The organism is Paraburkholderia panacisoli (assembly GCF_008369935.1).
Classification (GTDB): domain Bacteria; phylum Pseudomonadota; class Gammaproteobacteria; order Burkholderiales; family Burkholderiaceae; genus Paraburkholderia; species Paraburkholderia panacisoli.
Genome location: NZ_VTUZ01000085.1, coordinates 1 through 18,840 on the forward strand (window position 1 = coordinate 1; position 18,840 = coordinate 18,840).

The following is an 18,840-nucleotide window of genomic DNA, read 5'->3' on the forward strand; positions in this document are numbered from 1 at the left end:
AAGTGAACCCGGCAGTTGCGGGGCTGACGCGATGACAACCGCGCCTCTGCTCGCCTGTCACGAGTGCGACCTGTTGCAGCGGGAGGCGCCGTTGCCGCACAACGGCGTGCTGCGCTGTTGCCGGTGCCGTGCCGAGTTGTACCGGAGTCATCCCGACAGCCTCGATCGCGCACTGTCCTTCACGCTCACGGCGATCGTTCTGTTTGTCATTGCAAACGCCTACCCCATCGTCGGCCTGGAGGTGAACGGCGATCTCGTCCAGACTACGTTGATCGGTTCGGTACTCGTGCTGTACCGCGATGGGATCTGGCCGCTCGCGGGCCTCGTGTTCGCCACGACCATCCTGATGCCCGCGGTGCAGACGGTTGCGATGGCGTATCTGCTGGTGCCATTGAGGTTAAGGCGTGTTCCCTATCGGGCGGACCTGGTCTTTCGCCTCCTGCATCTGGCTCAGCCATGGGGCATGACCGAGGTGTTGATCCTCGGGCTGCTGGTCGCGCTCGTCAAGCTCGCGCATATCGCGAGTGTGGTGCCAGGTGTGGCGCTATGGTCGTTCGGAGCATTGATGCTGTTGCTGGCGGCCGCCAGCGCGGCGTTCGATCCCCGCGAGCTGTGGGCGCGGATCAATCATGGCGAGCACAGTGTCGGCCCGGAGGCAGGCGCCGCGACAGCCATGCCGGCTCCCACCGCGGCCGGCTGCGGCTTGATGACCTGTCATAGCTGCGGATTGCTGTCGAAACCTGCCGCGCATGCGCATGATGCGCGTTGCCCGCGTTGCGGCGCCCGACTTCATTTTCGCAAGCCGGACAGCATCACCCGCACCTGGGCGTTTCTGATTGCCGCGATGGTTCTGTACATTCCGGCGAACGTGCTGCCGGTCATGAACACCAGTTCCCTGTTCGGAAGCGAAAAAGACACGATCTTGAGCGGTGTCGTCTACCTGTGGACGTCAGGCTCCTGGCTGCTCGCAATCGTCGTGTTCATCGCGAGTATCGCGGTGCCCATGCTGAAGATCATCGCGCTGGTGTACCTGACGGCTTCGGCCCAGTTTCACTCGAGATGGCAACCGGAGCAAAGGACGCGTATTTATCGTGTCGTCGAACTGGTCGGACGCTGGTCGATGCTCGACATCTACGTCATCACGATGCTCGTCGCGCTCGTTCAGTTCAATGCGCTGGCGACGATCCAGGCCGGTCCGGCAGCGATTGCCTTTGGCTCGGTCGTCGTTCTTACCATGTTTGCCGCGATGTCGTTTGACCCGCGCCTGATCTGGGATCTGCCGGAAAAAAATCATGTCCAGGCCGCCCGGTAATATTCCGCCCGACATCCCCGAGGCGGTCGCTACGCCGCGTCCGCGCTGGCGGCTGCAACTGATCTGGCTGGTGCCGGTCATCGCGGTGCTGATCGGCGGCTGGCTCGCTGTGAAGGCGGTCATCGAGCAGGGCCCGACCATCACGATCACCTTTGCAACCGGCGAAGGGCTCGAGGCAGGCAAGACCAAGGTCAAATTCAAGAACGTGGACATCGGGGTCGTCAAAAGCGTGACGCTGACGAGGGACCACACACGCGTCGTCGCGACTGCCGAGATTGTCAAGGATGCCACGGATATGCTCGTCAACAACACGCGCTTCTGGGTTGTGCGTCCACGCATTTCAGGGGGTACGGTGTCCGGCATTGGCACGCTGCTGTCCGGCTCGTTTATCGGCATGGATGTGGGCAAGTCGACAACTAGCCAGCGCGACTACGTAGGCCTCGAAACGCCGCCTGTATTTGCGAGCGACGTTCCGGGACGGGAGTTCGTGCTGAAGTCGGCTGACATGGGCTCACTCGATGTGGGCTCCCCCATCTTCTTCAGACGCCTGCAGGTTGGTCAGGTCACGGCCTACAAGCTTGATAGCGACGGCAAAGGCGTGACGCTCAACGTGTTTGTCAACGCCCCCTACGACCGGTTTGTGACCGCCAACACCCGGTTCTGGCACGCAAGCGGTGTCGACGTCTCGCTCGATGCCACGGGCGTCAAGGTCAATACCCAGTCGCTGGTGTCGATCGTGATCGGCGGCCTTGCGTTTCAGACGCCTCCAGATACGGCAGACATCTCCGAGGCCGCCGTGAAGACGCAATTCGAGCTGTTCGATACCTTTGCCGATGCGATGAAGCGCCATGACACCATCGTGGATAACTACGTGCTGAACTTCACCGAATCGGTGCGCGGGCTGACGATCGGCGCGCCGGTCGACTTCCGCGGGATCACCGTGGGCGAGGTGACGGCGATCTATACCCGCTTCGATCCGGTCACGAAGCAGTTCAGCATTCCGGTCGAGATCCAACTTTATCCGGAGCGCTTCACTTCGCGCTACGAGTCGGGCGCAGCAGGACCCGGCAGAATTGTAAGGGACCGCCGGGCGCTCTCGGCCCTGCTCGTCGACCGTGGACTGCGGGCGCAGTTGCGAACAGGAAGCCTGCTTACCGGCCAGTTATACGTCGCGCTCGATTTTTTCCCCAATGCCGCGAAGGCCTCAATGAATTGGAACGTGACCCCGCCTGAATTCCCGACCACCCCAGGCAATCTGCAATCGCTGCAGGACTCATTGACGAGTCTGATGACCAAGCTGAACAAGATCCCGTTCGAGGCGATCGGCAAGAGTGCGCAACAGACGCTGGTCGAGGCGGACACGTTGCTCAAGCGGCTCGACACTGAAGTTACGCCGCAAGCTCGCGATACGCTCATCGCGGCGCATAAGGCGCTCGACTCGGCGAACAGCGCGTTGCAGCCCAACTCGCCGTTGCAGCAGGGTGCAGGGGACGCATTGAGCGAAGTGGCGCGCACGGCGGCTGCCTTCCGGACGCTCGCGGACTACCTGGAACGACATCCGGAAGCGCTGCTTCGAGGCAAACCGGAGGACCAGAAATGATGCGTTCGATCCTGTTCCTGCTTGCTGCGCTCGCGGTCGGGACGCTCGGGGCCTGCAGTTCGCCGAGGGCCGCCTTCTACACCCTAAGCTCCGATACCACGCTCGAGCGCAGCGGCCCCGCCGTGCCGATCAGCATCGTGGTCGGTCCGGTGACAGTGCCTGAACTTGTCGACCGTCCGCAGATGGTGACGCGAGTCTCAGACAATCAGGTCGCGCTGAACGAATTCGCGCGCTGGGGCGAATCGCTCAAGAGCAATATTCCGCAGGTGATCGCGGGCAATCTCGTGCAGTTGCTGGGTACCGGCAATGTGTCCGTTTTTCCTCAAGGTGGGGAGGTGGGGGGCTACCAGGTTAGCGTCGCCATCCTGCGCTTCGAGTCGGTACCCGGCGATTCGGTCACCATCGATGCGTTGTGGACCGTGCATGCTCCTAAACAAGCCGCGTCGGTAACCGGTCATACCGTCGCGCACGAACCGGTGACGGGACCGGGCTACATCGCTGTCGCGGCGGCCCATAGCCGCGCACTGGCTACGGTGAGCCGAGACGTTGCCGCAGCCATACGGCAATCGCTATCGCGATGAATCGTAAGCGTCTCAGCGCGTAAGCTGGATTCCTGTCGGTCCGATGGCGTGGCAGAGGTTGCCGTCGACGGCGGTATGGAAGATCCGCCGGTCGCATTCCATGCTCTCATCTGGGTGAGAAGGCTCGAGGGTGCGGGGATAACGATCGGTCCCATCGCACCCGCATAGGACCAAGGTGCAATAGCGGCATCCGCGCGGGATGAGTATTCTTTAACGTAGGTGCATGCGTTTAGTCGCATGGAGTCAGAGGATGCGTACGGAGTAATGCGGGAAACAGGTTGCTTCCATGGGAGCGACGTTCTTCCCGCTTTTCATTCTGCGGACCGTTTTGTCACTGTAGAGGGCAAGGTCATGACCAGGCGTTTTTTGCGGCTTGTGGTGGGGTCAGCGCTGCTGTTTTCGGGTGTTGTCAATGCGCAGCAGTTCCCGATGCTGGACGAGGTTGCTGGAAAGATCGTCCAGAAGTACCAGAACTCGACCTGCGAGCAACTGTGGCAGGAAAAATCCCAGAAACAGGGTCAACCGAAGTCGCCGAGCGAGCAGCGTGCCGTGCAATTGTTGCGCACCGATCCGCAGATGCGCGCCGAGTTCATCAACAGGGTGGCAGCGCCGATCGCCAACAAGATGTTCGAGTGCGGCATGATTCCGTGATTGTCGCCGGGGGCGCCGCAAAGTGGGTTACTCAGCGAGGCCGCGATGACCTTTGAGAAATTGAAGTGGGGTATAACTGCCGTCGTGCTGGGCGTGTTTCTCGCAGCCAGCGGCAACGCCCAGCAGACGCACAAGGCGGCCAGGCCAGCGGCGAAAGCGGAGGCGCCGGCGTATCAGGTCGGGATCGAGCCACGCGCGATCGAGATCCTCAAGGCGGCCAGCGCCCGCCTTGCGGCGGCCCAGTCGATGTCGTTCACGGCGGTCGTCTCCTACGAGAGTCCGAGCCGTCTCGGCCCTCCGCTGATCTATTCGACCAAATCAGAAGTCACGCTGCAGCGGCCCAACAAGCTCAGGGTCATCACCCTTGGCGACGGGCCACCTTCGGAGTTCTACTACGACGGTAAGACCATGATGGCCTTCGCGCCGAAGGAGAACCTCGTCGCCGTCGCCGACGCGCCACCGACCCTCGACGCCGCGCTCGAGGCTGCCTACGTCGAAGGGGCGATCTATTTCCCGTTTACCGACGTGATCGTCACGGATCCCTACAAGGATATCGCTGACGGGTTGAAGCTTGCGTTCTATATTGGTCAATCGATCGTGGTCGACGACACGACCACGGACATGGTGGCCTATATTACGGGCGATGTTTTCGTGCAGGCCTGGATCGGCACCGAGGACAAACTTCCGCGGCGGATCTACGCTGTCTACCTCAACGATCGCGCCCGCCTGCGCCACGTGCTGGCACTCACGAACTGGAAGCTGGATGTCGCCGTTTCCGCAGACACCTTTGCTTCTCCCCAGGCGGCTAGCGCGTCGCGGATCGCGTTCGCGCGCCCGGACGCCACGGATGCGCCGGGAATGAAGCCACCGCCGAAGATGCAGGAGAAGACTCAATGAGGAGAGGCGTCATGAGACAAGTCATCATTCGTCTGGTTGCGCTCCTTGTTCCGGCGCTCGCGGCAGGGCCAGCCGGCGCATGGTCGCATGCTGGCGCTTACGGAGGAAGCGTATCGCACGCACCGGGTTCGGGGTCTACGACCCGTACTAACTTTGAAGGGGGCAGCGAAACGCATACTTACGGTCAGGGCACGACGGCAACCGGCCGCTATGGCGGCACGGCGACGCATGCTCAAGGATCCGGGCAGACGACTGCAAGCAATCAATACGGCAGCGCCACGCACACCTACGGGCAGGGCACTACCGCAACCAACAACTATGGCGCTACGGCGACGCACGCCACGGGATCCGGTTACACAACCTACACCAACTCCTCCGGCGCCACTGCGTATCACAATACTTATTATGGCGGCACATACGCTGCGTACCATCCACCGGTCGTCGTGAATAACTACGGTTCCGGATGCTACAACTGCGGCGGCTGGTCCACAGCGGGGGCGGCCGCGGCAGGTGCAGTGGTTGGCGTGGCGGCCGGCGCGACCATTGCCAACGCCAACAATGCTGCAGCGACATCTAACGCCTACAACGCGGGAGTGGTCGCCGGAGCAGCGGCAGCTCAACCTGTAGCCGCACCGGTGAGCACGGCGTTTGCGATGGGCGCGGTCTACGCGGCGTTGCCGGCCGGCTGTGCGCGGCCCACGGTTCATGGCAGTACCTATTACCTGTGCGGCAACACCTGGTTCCAGCCCGCCTACGGTGCCAACGGCGTGTACTACCGTGTGGTGCCAGCGCCTTGACGGATGCACGGCGCCGCAGCCCGATCGAACGGGTGTTCATAGTCGGCTTTGGCCGTTCATACGCGACACGCTCAGGGCTAAAGATCGAGGGCTGGAGCCGCTAGGAGAGGGGGCTGCCGGCGTGGCGTGCGCAGCGGGGATCAGCGATTGAACCAACGGTATTGAAGAGCGACCGAGAATGTCTGGAAGTTGCCGCCCACGCGCGTTGTGAGTCCACGCGACCATGCAAACTTCGCCGACCATTGCGTAGCAAGCGGCACTGAAAGCGTGATGCCATAGCGAGTATTGCCTTGCAGATCATGGTCATTGACGCCATTCACGCTTGTCTGACCGCCCGCGAAATACGTGAAGTCCGCAGCAATCCACAGGCCGGGTAGAAAGTTATAGCCGCCGTGCCATTGGAATGTAAATAGCGGATCCTGACTGCGCTGCCGGCCGCCAAAAAAATCAGTATTGTCGGTGAAGATCCACACGCCCACCGCGCCCTCTACGAACCAGTTGCCGAGCGGTTGTGACAACCCGATCTCAGGCTTGAACGACCAGCGGTTCGAACCGATATTGATCAGACGGGACGGCACGTACTGGCCCGTTGGCGCAACCACGCGCAGGCTGACACCCAGGATAGTGGAAGGGTTACGTCGCGCGAATTCCTCTGGTGTGAGCGCGGGGTCACCCAGTAGATTCACGGCAACCCTGAAACGCACGTCGCCCAGACCTGACCGGTAGGCTTGTGCAGGCGCACCCTCGACGTTGCCAGTCAGATCCGCATTGGCATAAGGCACCGACACTGCGAAGCTGACGGTATGCCCCGCGATGCCAAAGCTGTGGGAATAGCCGAGTGAATACGTATTGATTGTGGCTTGTAGTCCGGTAATGGGCAACGCGGGGTCGAGCGAGACCCCGCCACTCGATCGTGCATAATCCGCCACCACAAAGTTTGTTCCGATCGGGACGGCTGAATAGGAGCGCGGCTCCATTTCCTGCGCCGATGTCAGAGCAGACCAGAGCAGGGCCACACCGGCAATCGCGTGCCGAATGCTACTGACTTTCCGCGACATCGCGGCGATCGATGCTCCGGGCATTTGCGTGACCTTTGTCTCCGATCGGTCAGAAACTGAGCGACATGCAGACTGTTCATTATGATCCGAGCTGTCCTGGAGGCTATGTCGGACTCTTGACGTGTCGAGCAATCTTTCGCACGAAGATAGAGGAATCAGTTGCGAAGACGGTTCGACGAAGTGGTCGCTGAATGACGGACAGAGAGTGGGTCAAAGTCGCCTAACATTAAGTAACGCGATTGGTCGGTGAGATGACTTCGCGTCGATCAAATCGGGAGACGGTCATGAGAATTTTAGTCTTGTTGGTATGTGTGCTGCTATCGTCAAGCGCATTCGCGGAGTGCACCACTAACGCGCGTGGCGTCACCGCTTGCGGCAACGGACAGACAGCCGGTGGCTATAACCCGAACACGGGTAACGCGTGGAAGGCCCAGAAGAATCAGGCCGGAGTGACGACGACACGGACAAGCAATGGCGGTGAGGCCAAGACAAAGAATGGAAAGGGCGTATACAAGAGCCCGAGTGGAAAGACCTGTTATAAGAGCGCAAACAGTCAGGGATGCAATTGAAAATGTAGCAACCCCATGTCCCCGATCGCCACAACTCGAAAACGTGCTGCTGACTCCGGCGCTCCCAACCTAAACAAGACTTTTTCAACGCAATCTGATTCAATCCGGTCGTTCACGGATCGCACCCGATCGTTGCGCGAGGTCATGTTCTCTGACGGTCACGCTTGCCGTCCGTGACACCTATTGCCGCTACTGGCCGAGCATGGCGAGCACCTCGCGCATAGGTGCGAGCGAGACCCTGATCACCCCATCGAGCGGTGTGTTCATCTCGAGAATCAGAAATATTGCGACGGAAGTGGACAGCGCGCCCAAAAGCAACCCAAAAATGACTGTCGCGTTGGCGGGAGCGAACAGGCCAAACGAACAAAAGATAATGGAGAGCCACAACACCAGGCATATTAGCAATGGTGCGGGAGTCGAGACCACAGCTTGGAACATTGTAAGCTGGCGCGCAGCCAGCACCTCTTCCGCAATCTGGATGGCGCGTGCCTGCAGTTGACGTTGCGCGTCGCTGCGCGGCGACAGTTCCTCCAGCTTGTCCTGAAGACTTTCCACCTGCCTGATTGCCTCGACGCCACGAAGTTTTGCGATCTGCGCAGGTTCGCCCGAAGCTAGTATCTGGATCGACATGCCGACCCTCTGCTTAAGCAGATCACGAACCTCCTTCGTTTCCGGGCCATACTTGGCCAGAACGCGATCGAGGAGGATGATGCTGGCGGCATTGCGCACGACCTCGCCGTTCACGGTATCGAACGAGCTCTTTGCCGACGAAATCAGCAGGCCAAGCACAATCGCGGCCATCGTGGCTATCAGACCGACGGCCAGCTTCAAGACACCTGTTGATTCGTCGCTAAGGTGGTGCTCTGGCAAGATGGTGCGCATATACAAGCCAAGCAATGCGCTGGCAAATACACAGGCAAACACGATCAAAGCGATTTCGACGTGGCTCACTCTTTTACCCCCTTCCCCGCTCGTCGCCGGGCCGGGTGCTCGCCGGCCGGTCGAGCGTGCCGGTCAGGGATCATCGTTTCCGGGGGGATTACGTGGCTCCTGATTTCCTGGTGCGCGTCGTCTGCGAACACACGATACCCCCGCGTCCAAGAAGCAGGGTACAGGTTGGCTTGCAATAGCGACATTGGCCTTTGGTCCCATATGCCTGAGGCGGCGCATATGGGTTGTCGTGCATGCCCGATCATTCCGGCTCGTTTGCTGGCGCTCAGCAAGGGACCCGTTACTCGGGAGCGCTCGAATGCCGACCTCGTCTGTCGCGGTCGAAGTCTAGTTATTCCGCAAGCGGTGTACTGATGTGACGGAGATGGTCGCCGATGCGTCATTCGGCGGACGCACGCCGACTCAACAGCAAGTATGTAGGTCCATTGGGAAATCAACGGCGCCGAATGGCCTTTCGAAGGTCACAGAAGGCCGAGCTTCGGACGTTCTCGGTCCGACTTTGGAAGACTGGAATGGGTCGTGAGAACGAAACCGTTCGCGCGGTAGAGGGCTCCGGCCCGCGGTAGCGGGAATGGAGGGGGAACCGACTCTGTTTTCATGTTGAAGGGCGAGGCAATCCGCCTCGTCGCTCAACGGGAGCAGAGTCATAAATCAGACCCTTCAGGCTATCAGTCCGCTGCTCATGCGCATGATCGACGACATGCGCATGCGCCAGCTCGCACCGAAGACGCAGGTCAACTATCTGCGCATCGTGCGCGAGTTCACGCGGCTTCTCGGGCGCTCGCCCGATACCGCCACGGTCGAGGACCTGCGAAGCTACCAGTTGCATCTGGTCGATCGCGGCACATCACCCATTTCGCTGAACGCCGTGATCAGCGGACTGAAGTTCTTCTTCGAGATCACGCTTCACGAGCCCGGGCGGATGGCGCGGATGCAGCCGGTTCGCGTTCCCCGCACGCTGCCGGTTGTGCTCGTTGCCGCCACTCCCCGCATCGCCAGAACACGGCCCAGGACAGTGTCGAAACCTTGTCCGTGCTCATCCGGACCCAGCTTCGTTTCAACACTCCCAGGGCCGCTCGCTCCCGAGATCTCTCCAATCCCCATAGCGGCTTAAGGTTCCCGCCCTGTCGGTCCACTCCGCGGGTTCCTCCCTCGGGCGTTGTCCACAGCCTGCCTGCACGCGTCGCCGCGCGTTCATCGTGTGACGGACAAGGGCAGGCGTCGAACAGCGCTTAACAGGAACTGCCTCTCACGATCGTATTTGGGACGTCCGCTAACGAGGTACAAGGCGACTATCGCCGAGGCGCTGTCGCTGCGGAGGCGCTGCCGAAATACGGATGACCATCGCCTGAAGGGCTCGCCTTAGTATTTCGCTACTGGCAGGGTCATTTGCTATGGCCAGCGGATCGGTCTGCTTGCCTACGGGAGCGACTGGTTGAACCCCTATCGTCGTGCGGCCTTCGACTGGATCACCGCCAATCCGGACAACTTCCTCGTCAAGAACGCCATCGCAGGCGTGCAGGGGCTCTACCAGAGTAGCATTGGGCTAGGGTAGAGCCGAACGCCTTCGATTGCCATCTAGCGATTTTGGCTGGGGAGATTGGCCCTGATGTAACCACACGGGAGGACTTCTTCTATGCGCCCGATTCAGTTCGTTCGTGGGATTGCCGGCTTGGTCGGAACCGCGCTTCTGCTCTCCGGATGCGTATCCCAGCAGAAATATGACACCCTCCAAGACGAATACAATCAGCTGAACCAGAGTCTCTCGAGCGAGGTCGCGCAGCAGAAGGTGCATATCGAGCGGCTGCAGGGGGCGATCAAAGTGAATGTCAACAGCGAGCTCCTGTTCCCCTCGGGCGGGTGGGAGATGCCACCCGAGGCGGCGCAGACCATCGCCAAGATGGCCCCGATCCTGGCACCGATGCAGCAGACGAAGCTCCTGATCAACGGCTATACGGACTCGACGCCGATCGGTCCTGAGCTGCGCGCAAAGGGAGTCGAGAACAATCAGCAGCTTTCGCTGAAGAGGGCCCAAACCGTCGCCAACTTCCTGATCTCTCAGGGGGTAAAACCAAACTTGGTGTCCGCGGAAGGTTTCGGAGAGACCAACCCAGTCGCTTCAAACGACACTCCTGAGGGCCGAGCGCAGAACAGGCGGGTCGAAATCACCATCGCGGGCAGCGGCACCTGACATAACGGTTCGGGCGCCTGGAGCCGCAACCATTCCCGACGTGCGCGCATTCGATTGGATTGGTGGCAACGGGTCGCGTGCTGCCGATCGCCGCCGTGCGAGGTTCAGACCGCGTACGCCAATTGCTTGAGACGGCACCCGGACCAGTTGGCGCCGGTCGCCATTGCCCTCAAGCGTCATTCGAGCGATTGCAACGCTCGGACAGCGGACCTTCAGGCTGGCCGGCGTTGGGCCAAACATAGGGGCATTACCGTCATTCGAATATCGGCGTCGGTCAGGGGCTACGGGTCGCTTTCCTGACATTCGCAGGTCGGCAGTCGCGAATGAACGGTCTCACGGAAGCCGAGTTCGTACTGCGACCTGAATCGGTCCTACGGCGCTTCGTTTCGGGCAAAGAGTGCTTCCAGAGTTGAACTGTCGTCCGCGTATGGCACTCCCCAGAAAGTTATGCCTATCCGGGCATAAGCACCGTCGTGGTACCCGTGCTGTCCGCCCAGAAAGCCTTGCGCCGTGAGGGGCACGACGCCGCCCGCGTCACGACGGGCTGCACACCACCGCGGTGAGCAACAACGGAATCACCATGCGCACAGTAGCGTTGCTGCCTGCCTCGCGCACGCGCGATTCGACCGCCTCGCGGGGGGCGGACAGCACCACGCCGTACAGTGGGTCCGCGAGCGCCTCGCCGGGACCCTTCCTGAACATCTCGTCGTCGTTCTCGTACCCAAGCACGGCGTAGACACGAAAGCCGAAGGCAGTTATGTCGCTGCCGTGGGTTGGCCGAAATACGTTGACCGAATTCGCCTCAACGCGCATCGGATTCGGGTCGATGTACTGGTTGTTGACGAGCTGCTCGATGAACGCGTGTGGACGCGCCCTGCAGTCGAATTGCGCATCAAGCTCGTACGCGTGCGCCACGACAGGGCAGAAGCCTGCGCCTGCCACGAACAGCACAACGAGTGCTTTCAGAAGACGAGTTGCCATGGCAAACATGCCTGAACCACTGGGGGCGACAGGCAGAATACGCAAGCCACTAGTCTCGCCGATTTTCGTCGGCTACCCGACACATGCATATGATCACCAAAGGGCAGATGAAACACACTGGGAAAATCAAGCCATTTGCAGCGCGCCAGTTCTACTCGCTGGTGACGTAAGCTATCCTTACCATAGCGCCTTTGTACGACTCAACTGCCTTACCCCGGCAGAACCCTTGCGCGTGGGTCCAGTTTTACATCGGCGCTACCAGATTGGGTTCCGACTTATAACCCCAACCTGGCTATTCCATGAACCATCCATGGCTCACAATCAACGACTGGCCCGTGAGCGCGTTGGATGGAAACGACGCGAAGAAGAGCGCGGTTTCCGCTACATCCTGTAGCGTCGTAAACTCGCCATCGAGGGTTTCCTTCAGCATCACTTTCTTGATGACGTCAGCCTCCGAAATGCCCAGCGCCTTCGCCTGCTCGGGGATCTGCTTGTCGACCAGCGGGGTGCGCACGAAGCCCGGACAGATTACGTTGGCGCGCACGCCGTGCTTCGCACCCTCCTTGGCGACCACCTTCGACAGGCCGATTAGGCCGTGCTTGGCGGTGACGTACGGCGCCTTGAGCAGCGAGGCCTCCTTCGAGTGAACGGACCCAATGTAGATGATGCTGCCGCCACGGCCGGACGAGTACATGTGTCGTAGACACGCTCGCGTCGTGAGGAAGGCTCCGTCGAGATGGATCGCGAGCATCTTCTGCCAGTCGGCGTGGGTAAATTCCTCTATCGGATGGACGATCTGGATACCGGCATTGCTCACTAAAATATCGACCCCGCCGAACGCTGCAACCGCCGCCGCCATGCCATCATTCACCGCGTCTTCGCTGGTCACATCCATCGCGACGCCGAGCGCCTGACCACCCGCTGCATGGATTTCGTCGGCGGTCGCGTTAGCGGCGTCGAAGTTCAGGTCGGCGATCGCGACTTTCGCGCCTTCGCGTGCGTAGGTCATGGCGATTTCCTTGCCGATGCCGCTGGCCGCGCCCGTGATTATGGCGGACTTGCCTTGCAGTTTCATGATGGTTCTCCTCACTTCGCAAGATAGTCATGGACCACTGTGCCGAGGCCAAGTGTAAGGTCCGACAGGATGTGCACGCCCGAAATCACTTCGCGCACCGGCAACACCGCGACGGGCGCGAGCGCGTGGTGGAACAGTTCTAGCGCAGCGGGCCCCTCCCATGCCCCCTTCACGGTGATGTCTTCACAGTAGTAGCGCACCAGTTCACAGATGCGGGCGGTGCCGTCCACGTGCGGAATGATCTTGAGCAGAAAGTTCGGCGCGGAGAGCGACGCGAGCACCTTGTCATGGGGCAGCGCGCGATGCTTGTAACCCATGGTTGCGACCGCGATCGGCACCGGCCCGTACCGGAGGACGCCGCCGATCGTGTCCTTTTCGACTCGCAGTTGCGGCGAGGCGAGTTTTTTGGGAAAGCCCCAGATTTCGCGGCCGCCCGCGATCGGTGGTTCGTCGTCGAGAAACATGGCGTGCACATACCCCCCCACCTGCCCCTGGAAGCGGACCGGAATCACCTGGCCGCTTTCGGTGTAATCCCCGAAACCGGTCGAATCGGGCATCCGGATGAATTCGAATTTAACGATCGGATCGGTCATTTCCAGCGGGGCGGGGATCATTTCGGCCAGTACATCCGGATCGGTCCGATAGGTGATGATGAGAAACTCGCGATTGACGAAACGATACGGGCCCGGTGGAAACGCGGGGCTCGTGAGCGGCATCGCGAAGGCGCGCTCTTTCACGTCGGCTTCGGTCATGGTGTGTGCTCCTGTTACGTAGGGTTTGAAGGGGAAAGGTCGTAGACGTGAATGCCCGGGGCGACCTCCAGTGCGTTCCGCCATTCCGGATGGTCAATTGCGTTGCGCACGTCGCCGTACCCAAAGTCCCACAGATCCATCACGGTAGCACGAGAAAATTCGTAGTCCTTGAAATTTGCCGACTTCGTATTGTGCCGGTTGATCAAGTGCACGATGGCAACCGCCCCTCGCGTGCTTATCCCGGCGAGCCTCTTGACGTCCGGATCGGACTGGAGCGCCGGCGGCAGCTTGTCGAGCAAACGGCGCAGAGCGCCGCGCAATTCCTCGAGCTCCTTGACACGGGTCGTGTTGTAGCGCGTCTTGCTCGCGTACTGTATGTCCTTGGCGCGCTCCTGCACCTCGTTGAGGTTCTTCGGCAGTTCACCGGCGCCGCTAAACACATCGATTTGCAGGACCAGCCCGCTCGCCCTGTAGTCCTGGTCGACCACGTACCACAGCGGCGTATTGGAGGAGATTCCGCCGTCCCAGTACCACTCGCCGTCAACGTTCACAGGGGGAAAGCCTGGCGGCAGTGCGCCGCTTGCCATAATGTGCTCGGGACGAATCTCGATCTCCTTATTGTCGAAATACACGGAGTTGCCTGAGGTCACATTGACTGCGCCGAGTGAAAGGCGCACCGCTTTGCGGTTGATCAGATCGAAGTCGACCAGTTCCTCGAGTGTCGCCTTGAGCGGCTGCGTATCGTAGAAGCTGAGCGCGCCCGGGCTCCCTTCGGGCGCCATGAAAGGCGGGGGCATGCGAGGCGCAAAAAAACCCGGTATGCCGAGTGTGAGCGCAGACGCTGCGCTCATGAAATTGAACACCTGCCGGATCGGATCCAGCGACGCTGGCGGCACAAACGGCGACTGGCCCGACACGCGTTCCCAGAACGCCCGTAAGCGCCCGACGCGCTGGTCCGGCGGATTTCCCGCTATCAAGGCGGCGTTGATCGCTCCAATCGACACGCCGGCGATCCAGTCGGGGACCACGCCAATCTCGGCGAGGCCTGCAAATACACCTGCCTGGTAAGCACCCAAGGCGCCGCCGCCCTGCAGGACGAGGATGGTATGGTCGAACTTGCCCAAGGTTGGCACCGCTGCGGGAGGTTTGATCGTACGTACATGTGCCATGGATGTCCTCAGTAGTCAGCGAAGAATCGATCGCCGCACGAAGCCGCCCACGCCACTGGGCACGGCCAGAGCGACGCGTCGGGTCTGCGCGGCACCTCTTTGCGGGTCCTGCATGTCACGGTTCAACTTGCCGCAGGAAGACTGACCTGACCGCCAGCTCTGCTGGCTGATTACGCGAGTGCGTCCCCGCGAGGTTCGGAAGGCATTCTTCGATCTGATGGCCGGCACCCGTAACTCGATCCAATTCCATCAATCTAGATCTCGAGAAACCCGCGCGCAATTGGACTTTGGTCGCATCCGCCGTTCATACAGGCAGCCGCCAGGCCTTCGAAGGAGCGCGGTAGATCGGACGCCTCGCATGGCAAGCCAGGTCCTGACGACGTACGGGGTCCGGAGAAAATGCGTTCCTCTCGAAGACAACCAGCGAAGCAGGCGTTTTCGGGGAGGTGCCGCGTGGCCACAGTTCAGGCTTTTCACTGGGCTACGGAGACGCGACGGCGGTCTCACGCGCACCACGACGGCACGCAGCAGCGGTCCGTCCTGACCGGTAGAATCTCCGGGCAGCAGATTCTGGAGGACCGTTTTCCCGAGCTTTGGGAACTGCTGCCGCTCGGGGTTCTTGTGCTGGACGACCGGGGCGACATCCTGCTGGCAAATTTGCACACGGAAGAGCTCTTTGGCTATCGGCGCGGTGAATTGATCGGGGAGCCGGTTTTCCGGCTTATCCCGAACTGTGGATCAACGGCAAATCCGCCTATCAGGATGGCCGTCTGTCCACGTCAGACGGCTTGCCCGCCAGTTCCATGCACAGCCTCAATGCGATGCGCAAGGACCGATCGGCCTTCCCGGGGGAAATCCGTTTCCTGCGAGCTTCCTTTAATGGTAGCGGGGCGATCCTGGTGTTTATCGAGGACCGGACGGATCACTATGCGCTGCTCCGAAACCAGCAGGATCTCGCCCACGTGACGCGTGTTTCGACCATGGGCGAACTCGCTGGATCGCTTGCGCACGAACTGAACCAGCCGCTGACGGCGATCCTCAGCAACGTGCAGGCGGCGCTGCGGTTCGTGTCGGCCGATGCGATCGATGTGGCCGAGGTCGGAGAGATTCAGGATGACGTCGTCCAGGACGACTATCGCGCCAGCGAGATCATCCGGCGCATTCGTGCAGTCGTCAGGAAGGGGGACGCGGAGTTCGCGTTACTCGATCTGGCCAGCATGATCCATGACGTCGTTCTCCTTCTGCACAGCGATGCGATCCTGCGCCAGATCCGGGTGGCAACTGATATACGCGACGATCTCCCCGCCGTGTATGCCGACAAGGTGCAGTTGCGGCAGGTCACGCTCAACCTTCTTCTCAATGCATTCGACGCGATGAGGGCCGTATCGCCGGGCGAGCGTGTGGTATCGCTTACGCTAAGCCGGGAGCGTGACGACATGGCGCGATCGCCGGGCGCGACTGCGGCCACGGGCTCACGGTAGACGAGCCGGATAGCATTTTCAAGCCGTTCCATACAAACAAGCCCCATTGCCTCGGATGGGCCGAGAACAATACTGACCGAGGCGCGACGTTCTATGTCACGTTGCCAACCGGGAACGCGACAAGGCACCAGCAGTCGCGGTAAGCGCTGTGCGATATTCTGAGCCGGTGGTGTTCGTCGACGACGATTCCGTACGCACTGCACTTGCGCGATTGATCCGATCCGCAGGTCGCCATGTCGAAGTGTTTGCCTCAACAAGCGAATTCCTGGCCACTAAAAGCCTCGCCGCATGTCCCTCATGCGTGGTGCTGGACGTTCAGTTGCCGGACATCAACGGTCTTCAACTGCACCGCGAGCTGGGTGGCGCATGCCCGATCATCCTCATCACGGGGTACTGCGACATTACAAAGACCGTTCACGCAATGAAGGCCGGTGCGTCCGATTTTCTTCCCAAACCTGTGCGCGACGCCGGGTTGCTGGGTGCGATCGAACTGGCGCTCGAGCGCGCCCGACAGCTTTATGCGATGCGTTGCGAACGGGATGTGCTCTGCTCCCGCTTCGATCGTTTGACGCACGTGAACGGGAGGTCATGGCGCTGATCGCCGAAGGGCGCGTGAACAAGCAGGTAGCGAGCGAACCCGGTACGGTCGAGCAGCCGATCAAGGCGCACCCGGGCGCGAGTCATGACGAAGATGGGAGTCACGTCGGTGGCGCAGCTGGTGCACATCCTGGACAGGATCGATACGCTTTCCGCAGCCGATAACCGGCAGTCTAGCCTGGTCCTCGCGGCTACACGGTTTTTCAGTGCGTACTGCGGGTGTCATGTCTCGCGCCCGCATATACGACCAAAGTCCAATACCGTGATCCGTTCGCGTTCCCTAGTCTAGTGCATTAGGGGAGGCGAGTGTTCGCTTATCCGCGACATTGGATCATTCAAAATGGGAAATACCACGCCGTTTGTCGTCGTCGTCGATGACGATGAGTCGGTGTGCGGGCGATCAAACGACTATTGCGCTCCGTTGGTTTCACGACCGAGTCGTACTCGAGCGGCGAGGAATTCCTGAACACGCTGTCGTCGATGCCCGCGCACCGGCCGGATTGCGTGATTCTCGACATCCAGATGCCGGGTTTGAACGGACTGGAGGTGCAAAGACGTTTGAGAGGAAGCGGCTTGCCTGCCGCATTCATCACGGCGCATGACGACATCAACGTGAGGGCGCAGGCGCTCTCGGCGGGCGCGATGGCCTACCTGCCAAAGCCGTTCAACGACGAGCTGTTCATCAAGACAGTGCGTGCGGCCATACAGGGCACGCCATAAGCATGGGGAGTTCAGGTGCCGGTTGCCGTATGAGACCAAAGTTCAATTGTCGTTAGTTAAGAAGGCAAACGATATTGGGGTCGCGGGATGAAAAATGGTGCGTCAGGTACATCGCTGGCCGCTACATAACGCGATCATGCATCGACCATTTCTAAGTGGAGCGCGTCGTCATGTTCAAATTTTTGCGGTTTGTGGCAATGGTCCCGATCGTTCTCGCTGCCGTAGCGTGTTCGAACATGGGCACCTCCAGTTCATCGACCAGTTCGACGGCCAGTTCCGGTCGCCCGGAACTGGAACAGAAGGCACGCGATGCGTACAAGGCACTGATTGCGACCACACCGAAAGCCGACGAGCTGAGAAACAAGGCAACGGCTGTCCTGGTGTTTCCGGGCGTCGTCAAGGCAGGACTGCTTATAGGCGGACAGGAAGGCGATGGCGTGCTGTTCGACCCCAACGGCAAGGTGCTTGGCTACTACAACCTGACGGCGGTTTCATACGGGCTGCAGGCTGGCGCACAAAGCTTCTCGCAAGCGATGTTCCTGATGACTCCCGCCGCACTCAATTACCTGAACAGCAGCAGCGACGGCTGGTCGGTCGGGGTCGGTCCGAGTGTCGTAGTCATGGACGAGGGTACAGCCCGAACCATGACCACTACCACTTTGCAGTCGGATGTCTATGCTTTCATCTTTGGTCAGTCAGGCCTGATGGCTGGCATGGGCGTGCAAGGCCAGAAGATTACGCAACTGAGCCACTGACACGTTGAATGATTCGCACGGGTGAACGCGGCAGTTTGATTTGTGATGGGTGTGAACACCGGAGTCGGAGCGTGCTTAAGGAGGGCCCGGTCATGAAAGTATCGCCGCGCGTCACAACCGGGCTGGCCGTTCTTCTGGTGGCATGGCCGGTATTCGCCCAGCAGCCGATCTTCTATCCCGCCAAGGGGCAGAGTCAGCAGCGTCAGCAAACCGACCTCGGTGAGTGTCAGGTCTGGGCGAAGCAGAACACAGGTGTCGATCCTGCAGCACTTGCACAGCAGGCCGGTCAACCGGCTGCTCCGACGCAGCAGGGAGGAGCAGTCAGGGGCGCCGCCGTGGGCGCTGTGGGCGGAGCTATCGGCGGCGATGCGGGCAGGGGCGCGGCGATTGGTGCGGCCACAAGGGGCGATGGTTGGCGGAGTGCGCCAACGGCGTAACAACCAGACTGCGGCCCAACAGCAACAGGCGGGTCAGCAGCAGGGTCTCCGAGCAGATGGCGACCTTCAACCGGGCTGTGGTGGCCTGCATGTCTGGCCGCGGAAATACGGTCCAGTAGACATTGTTCGTTGCGGGAGTGTTGCCCATGAACAGACAGTGCCTGCGCTTCGCGTCCGGCTCGCCTTGCTGGTCCGGTTTTTCTTGCACGCCCAACTAGCCGTGACAGGTGATGCCATGAAATGCGCGCCGCTGACAGTCTGCCTGC

At 60.6% G+C, this 18,840-nt stretch carries 16 protein-coding genes and 5 pseudogenes; 15 read left to right on the plus strand and 6 right to left on the minus strand.

The window, feature by feature from the left end; translation table 11 throughout:
- Positions 1 to 31 precede the first annotated feature (31 nt).
- The 6 genes from FVF58_RS49080 (at position 32) to FVF58_RS49105 (ending at position 5,838) form a co-directional block, all read left to right on the plus strand.
- Positions 32 to 1,312, plus strand: coding sequence for a paraquat-inducible protein A (locus tag FVF58_RS49080; protein ID WP_149676705.1), 1,281 nt, complete (start codon positions 32 to 34; stop codon positions 1,310 to 1,312).
- Positions 1,293 to 2,912, plus strand: coding sequence for a PqiB family protein (locus FVF58_RS49085; protein ID WP_149676706.1), 1,620 nt, complete (start codon positions 1,293 to 1,295; stop codon positions 2,910 to 2,912). Before FVF58_RS49080 ends, FVF58_RS49085 begins: the two co-directional genes overlap by 20 nt.
- Positions 2,909 to 3,493: a PqiC family protein gene (locus tag FVF58_RS49090; RefSeq protein ID WP_149676707.1), complete on the plus strand. Its 585-nt coding sequence runs from the start codon at positions 2,909 to 2,911 to the stop codon at positions 3,491 to 3,493. The genes FVF58_RS49085 and FVF58_RS49090 overlap by 4 nt, the downstream gene beginning before the upstream one ends.
- 237 nt (positions 3,494 to 3,730) lie before the next feature.
- Positions 3,731 to 4,144, plus strand: a complete 414-nt coding sequence (locus FVF58_RS49095; RefSeq protein ID WP_246217578.1) for a hypothetical protein — start codon at positions 3,731 to 3,733, stop codon at positions 4,142 to 4,144.
- 45 nt (positions 4,145 to 4,189) lie between these two features.
- Positions 4,190 to 5,041 (plus strand): DUF2092 domain-containing protein, encoded by an 852-nt coding sequence (locus FVF58_RS49100; RefSeq protein ID WP_149676708.1) that lies wholly within the window; start codon positions 4,190 to 4,192, stop codon positions 5,039 to 5,041.
- 11 nt (positions 5,042 to 5,052) lie between these two features.
- Complete coding sequence (locus FVF58_RS49105) at positions 5,053 to 5,838, plus strand: hypothetical protein (protein WP_149676709.1); 786 nt, start codon at positions 5,053 to 5,055, stop codon at positions 5,836 to 5,838.
- Between the two features lie 140 nt (positions 5,839 to 5,978).
- Here the strand turns inward: FVF58_RS49105 and FVF58_RS49110 are convergent, their stop codons facing one another.
- Together FVF58_RS49110 and FVF58_RS49120 are read right to left on the minus strand one after the other, a co-directional pair.
- Entirely contained in the window at positions 5,979 to 6,920 is a 942-nt protein-coding gene (locus FVF58_RS49110) for a transporter (protein WP_246217579.1), read from the minus strand.
- Positions 6,921 to 7,654: 734 nt separating this feature from the next.
- Positions 7,655 to 8,416 carry a bestrophin-like domain gene (locus tag FVF58_RS49120; protein ID WP_149676711.1) on the minus strand — a complete coding sequence of 254 codons (762 nt, stop codon included), beginning with the start codon at positions 8,414 to 8,416 and terminating at the stop codon, positions 7,655 to 7,657.
- A 682-nt stretch (positions 8,417 to 9,098) separates the two neighbouring features.
- On the opposite strand from FVF58_RS49120, the pseudogene FVF58_RS49125 reads away from it, so the two are divergent.
- Positions 9,099 to 9,389 (plus strand): annotated as a pseudogene (locus FVF58_RS49125) (site-specific integrase); the annotation flags it as partial.
- Positions 9,390 to 10,052: 663 nt separating this feature from the next.
- Entirely contained in the window at positions 10,053 to 10,607 is a 555-nt protein-coding gene (locus FVF58_RS49130; protein WP_149676712.1) for an OmpA family protein, read from the plus strand.
- A 534-nt stretch (positions 10,608 to 11,141) separates the two neighbouring features.
- Here the strand turns inward: FVF58_RS49130 and FVF58_RS49135 are convergent.
- Positions 11,142 to 11,588 carry a hypothetical protein gene (locus FVF58_RS49135; protein ID WP_149676713.1) on the minus strand — a complete coding sequence of 149 codons (447 nt, stop codon included), beginning with the start codon at positions 11,586 to 11,588 and terminating at the stop codon, positions 11,142 to 11,144.
- A gap of 77 nt (positions 11,589 to 11,665) precedes the next feature.
- Between FVF58_RS49135 and FVF58_RS49140 the strand changes: the two are divergent.
- Positions 11,666 to 11,758, plus strand: a pseudogene (locus FVF58_RS49140) (IS6 family transposase); the annotation flags it as partial.
- Positions 11,759 to 11,880: 122 nt separating this feature from the next.
- Here the strand turns inward: FVF58_RS49140 and FVF58_RS49145 are convergent.
- From FVF58_RS49145 to FVF58_RS49155, 3 genes are read right to left on the minus strand one after another with little or no spacing between them, the layout of a single operon-like run.
- On the minus strand, positions 11,881 to 12,663 hold the full coding sequence (locus FVF58_RS49145) for a 3-hydroxybutyrate dehydrogenase (RefSeq protein WP_149676714.1): 783 nt from the start codon (positions 12,661 to 12,663) through the stop codon (positions 11,881 to 11,883).
- Positions 12,664 to 12,674: 11 nt separating this feature from the next.
- On the minus strand, positions 12,675 to 13,415 hold the full coding sequence (locus tag FVF58_RS49150; RefSeq protein WP_149676715.1) for an acetoacetate decarboxylase: 741 nt from the start codon (positions 13,413 to 13,415) through the stop codon (positions 12,675 to 12,677).
- A gap of 14 nt (positions 13,416 to 13,429) precedes the next feature.
- Positions 13,430 to 14,548, minus strand: coding sequence for a patatin-like phospholipase family protein (locus FVF58_RS49155; RefSeq protein ID WP_425469038.1), 1,119 nt, complete (start codon positions 14,546 to 14,548; stop codon positions 13,430 to 13,432).
- Positions 14,549 to 14,983: 435 nt separating this feature from the next.
- Here FVF58_RS49155 and FVF58_RS55135 point away from each other — a divergent pair.
- From FVF58_RS55135 to FVF58_RS49185, 6 genes and pseudogenes are all read left to right on the plus strand, one after another.
- Positions 14,984 to 15,319: pseudogene (locus FVF58_RS55135) on the plus strand (PAS domain-containing protein); the annotation flags it as partial.
- A 68-nt stretch (positions 15,320 to 15,387) separates the two neighbouring features.
- The gene (locus FVF58_RS49165) at positions 15,388 to 16,065 is read left to right on the plus strand and encodes a sensor histidine kinase (RefSeq protein ID WP_149676718.1); all 678 of its coding nucleotides are present in this window, start codon (positions 15,388 to 15,390) and stop codon (positions 16,063 to 16,065) included.
- A 169-nt stretch (positions 16,066 to 16,234) separates the two neighbouring features.
- Positions 16,235 to 16,663 (plus strand): response regulator transcription factor, encoded by a 429-nt coding sequence (locus FVF58_RS49170; protein WP_342802454.1) that lies wholly within the window; start codon positions 16,235 to 16,237, stop codon positions 16,661 to 16,663.
- A 339-nt stretch (positions 16,664 to 17,002) separates the two neighbouring features.
- Positions 17,003 to 17,382: pseudogene (locus FVF58_RS49175) on the plus strand (response regulator transcription factor).
- Positions 17,383 to 17,618: 236 nt separating this feature from the next.
- Positions 17,619 to 18,137, plus strand: coding sequence for a lipid-binding SYLF domain-containing protein (locus FVF58_RS49180; protein ID WP_246217581.1), 519 nt, complete (start codon positions 17,619 to 17,621; stop codon positions 18,135 to 18,137).
- 92 nt (positions 18,138 to 18,229) lie between these two features.
- Positions 18,230 to 18,693, plus strand: a pseudogene (locus FVF58_RS49185) (glycine zipper family protein).
- Positions 18,694 to 18,840: the final 147 nt, after the last annotated feature.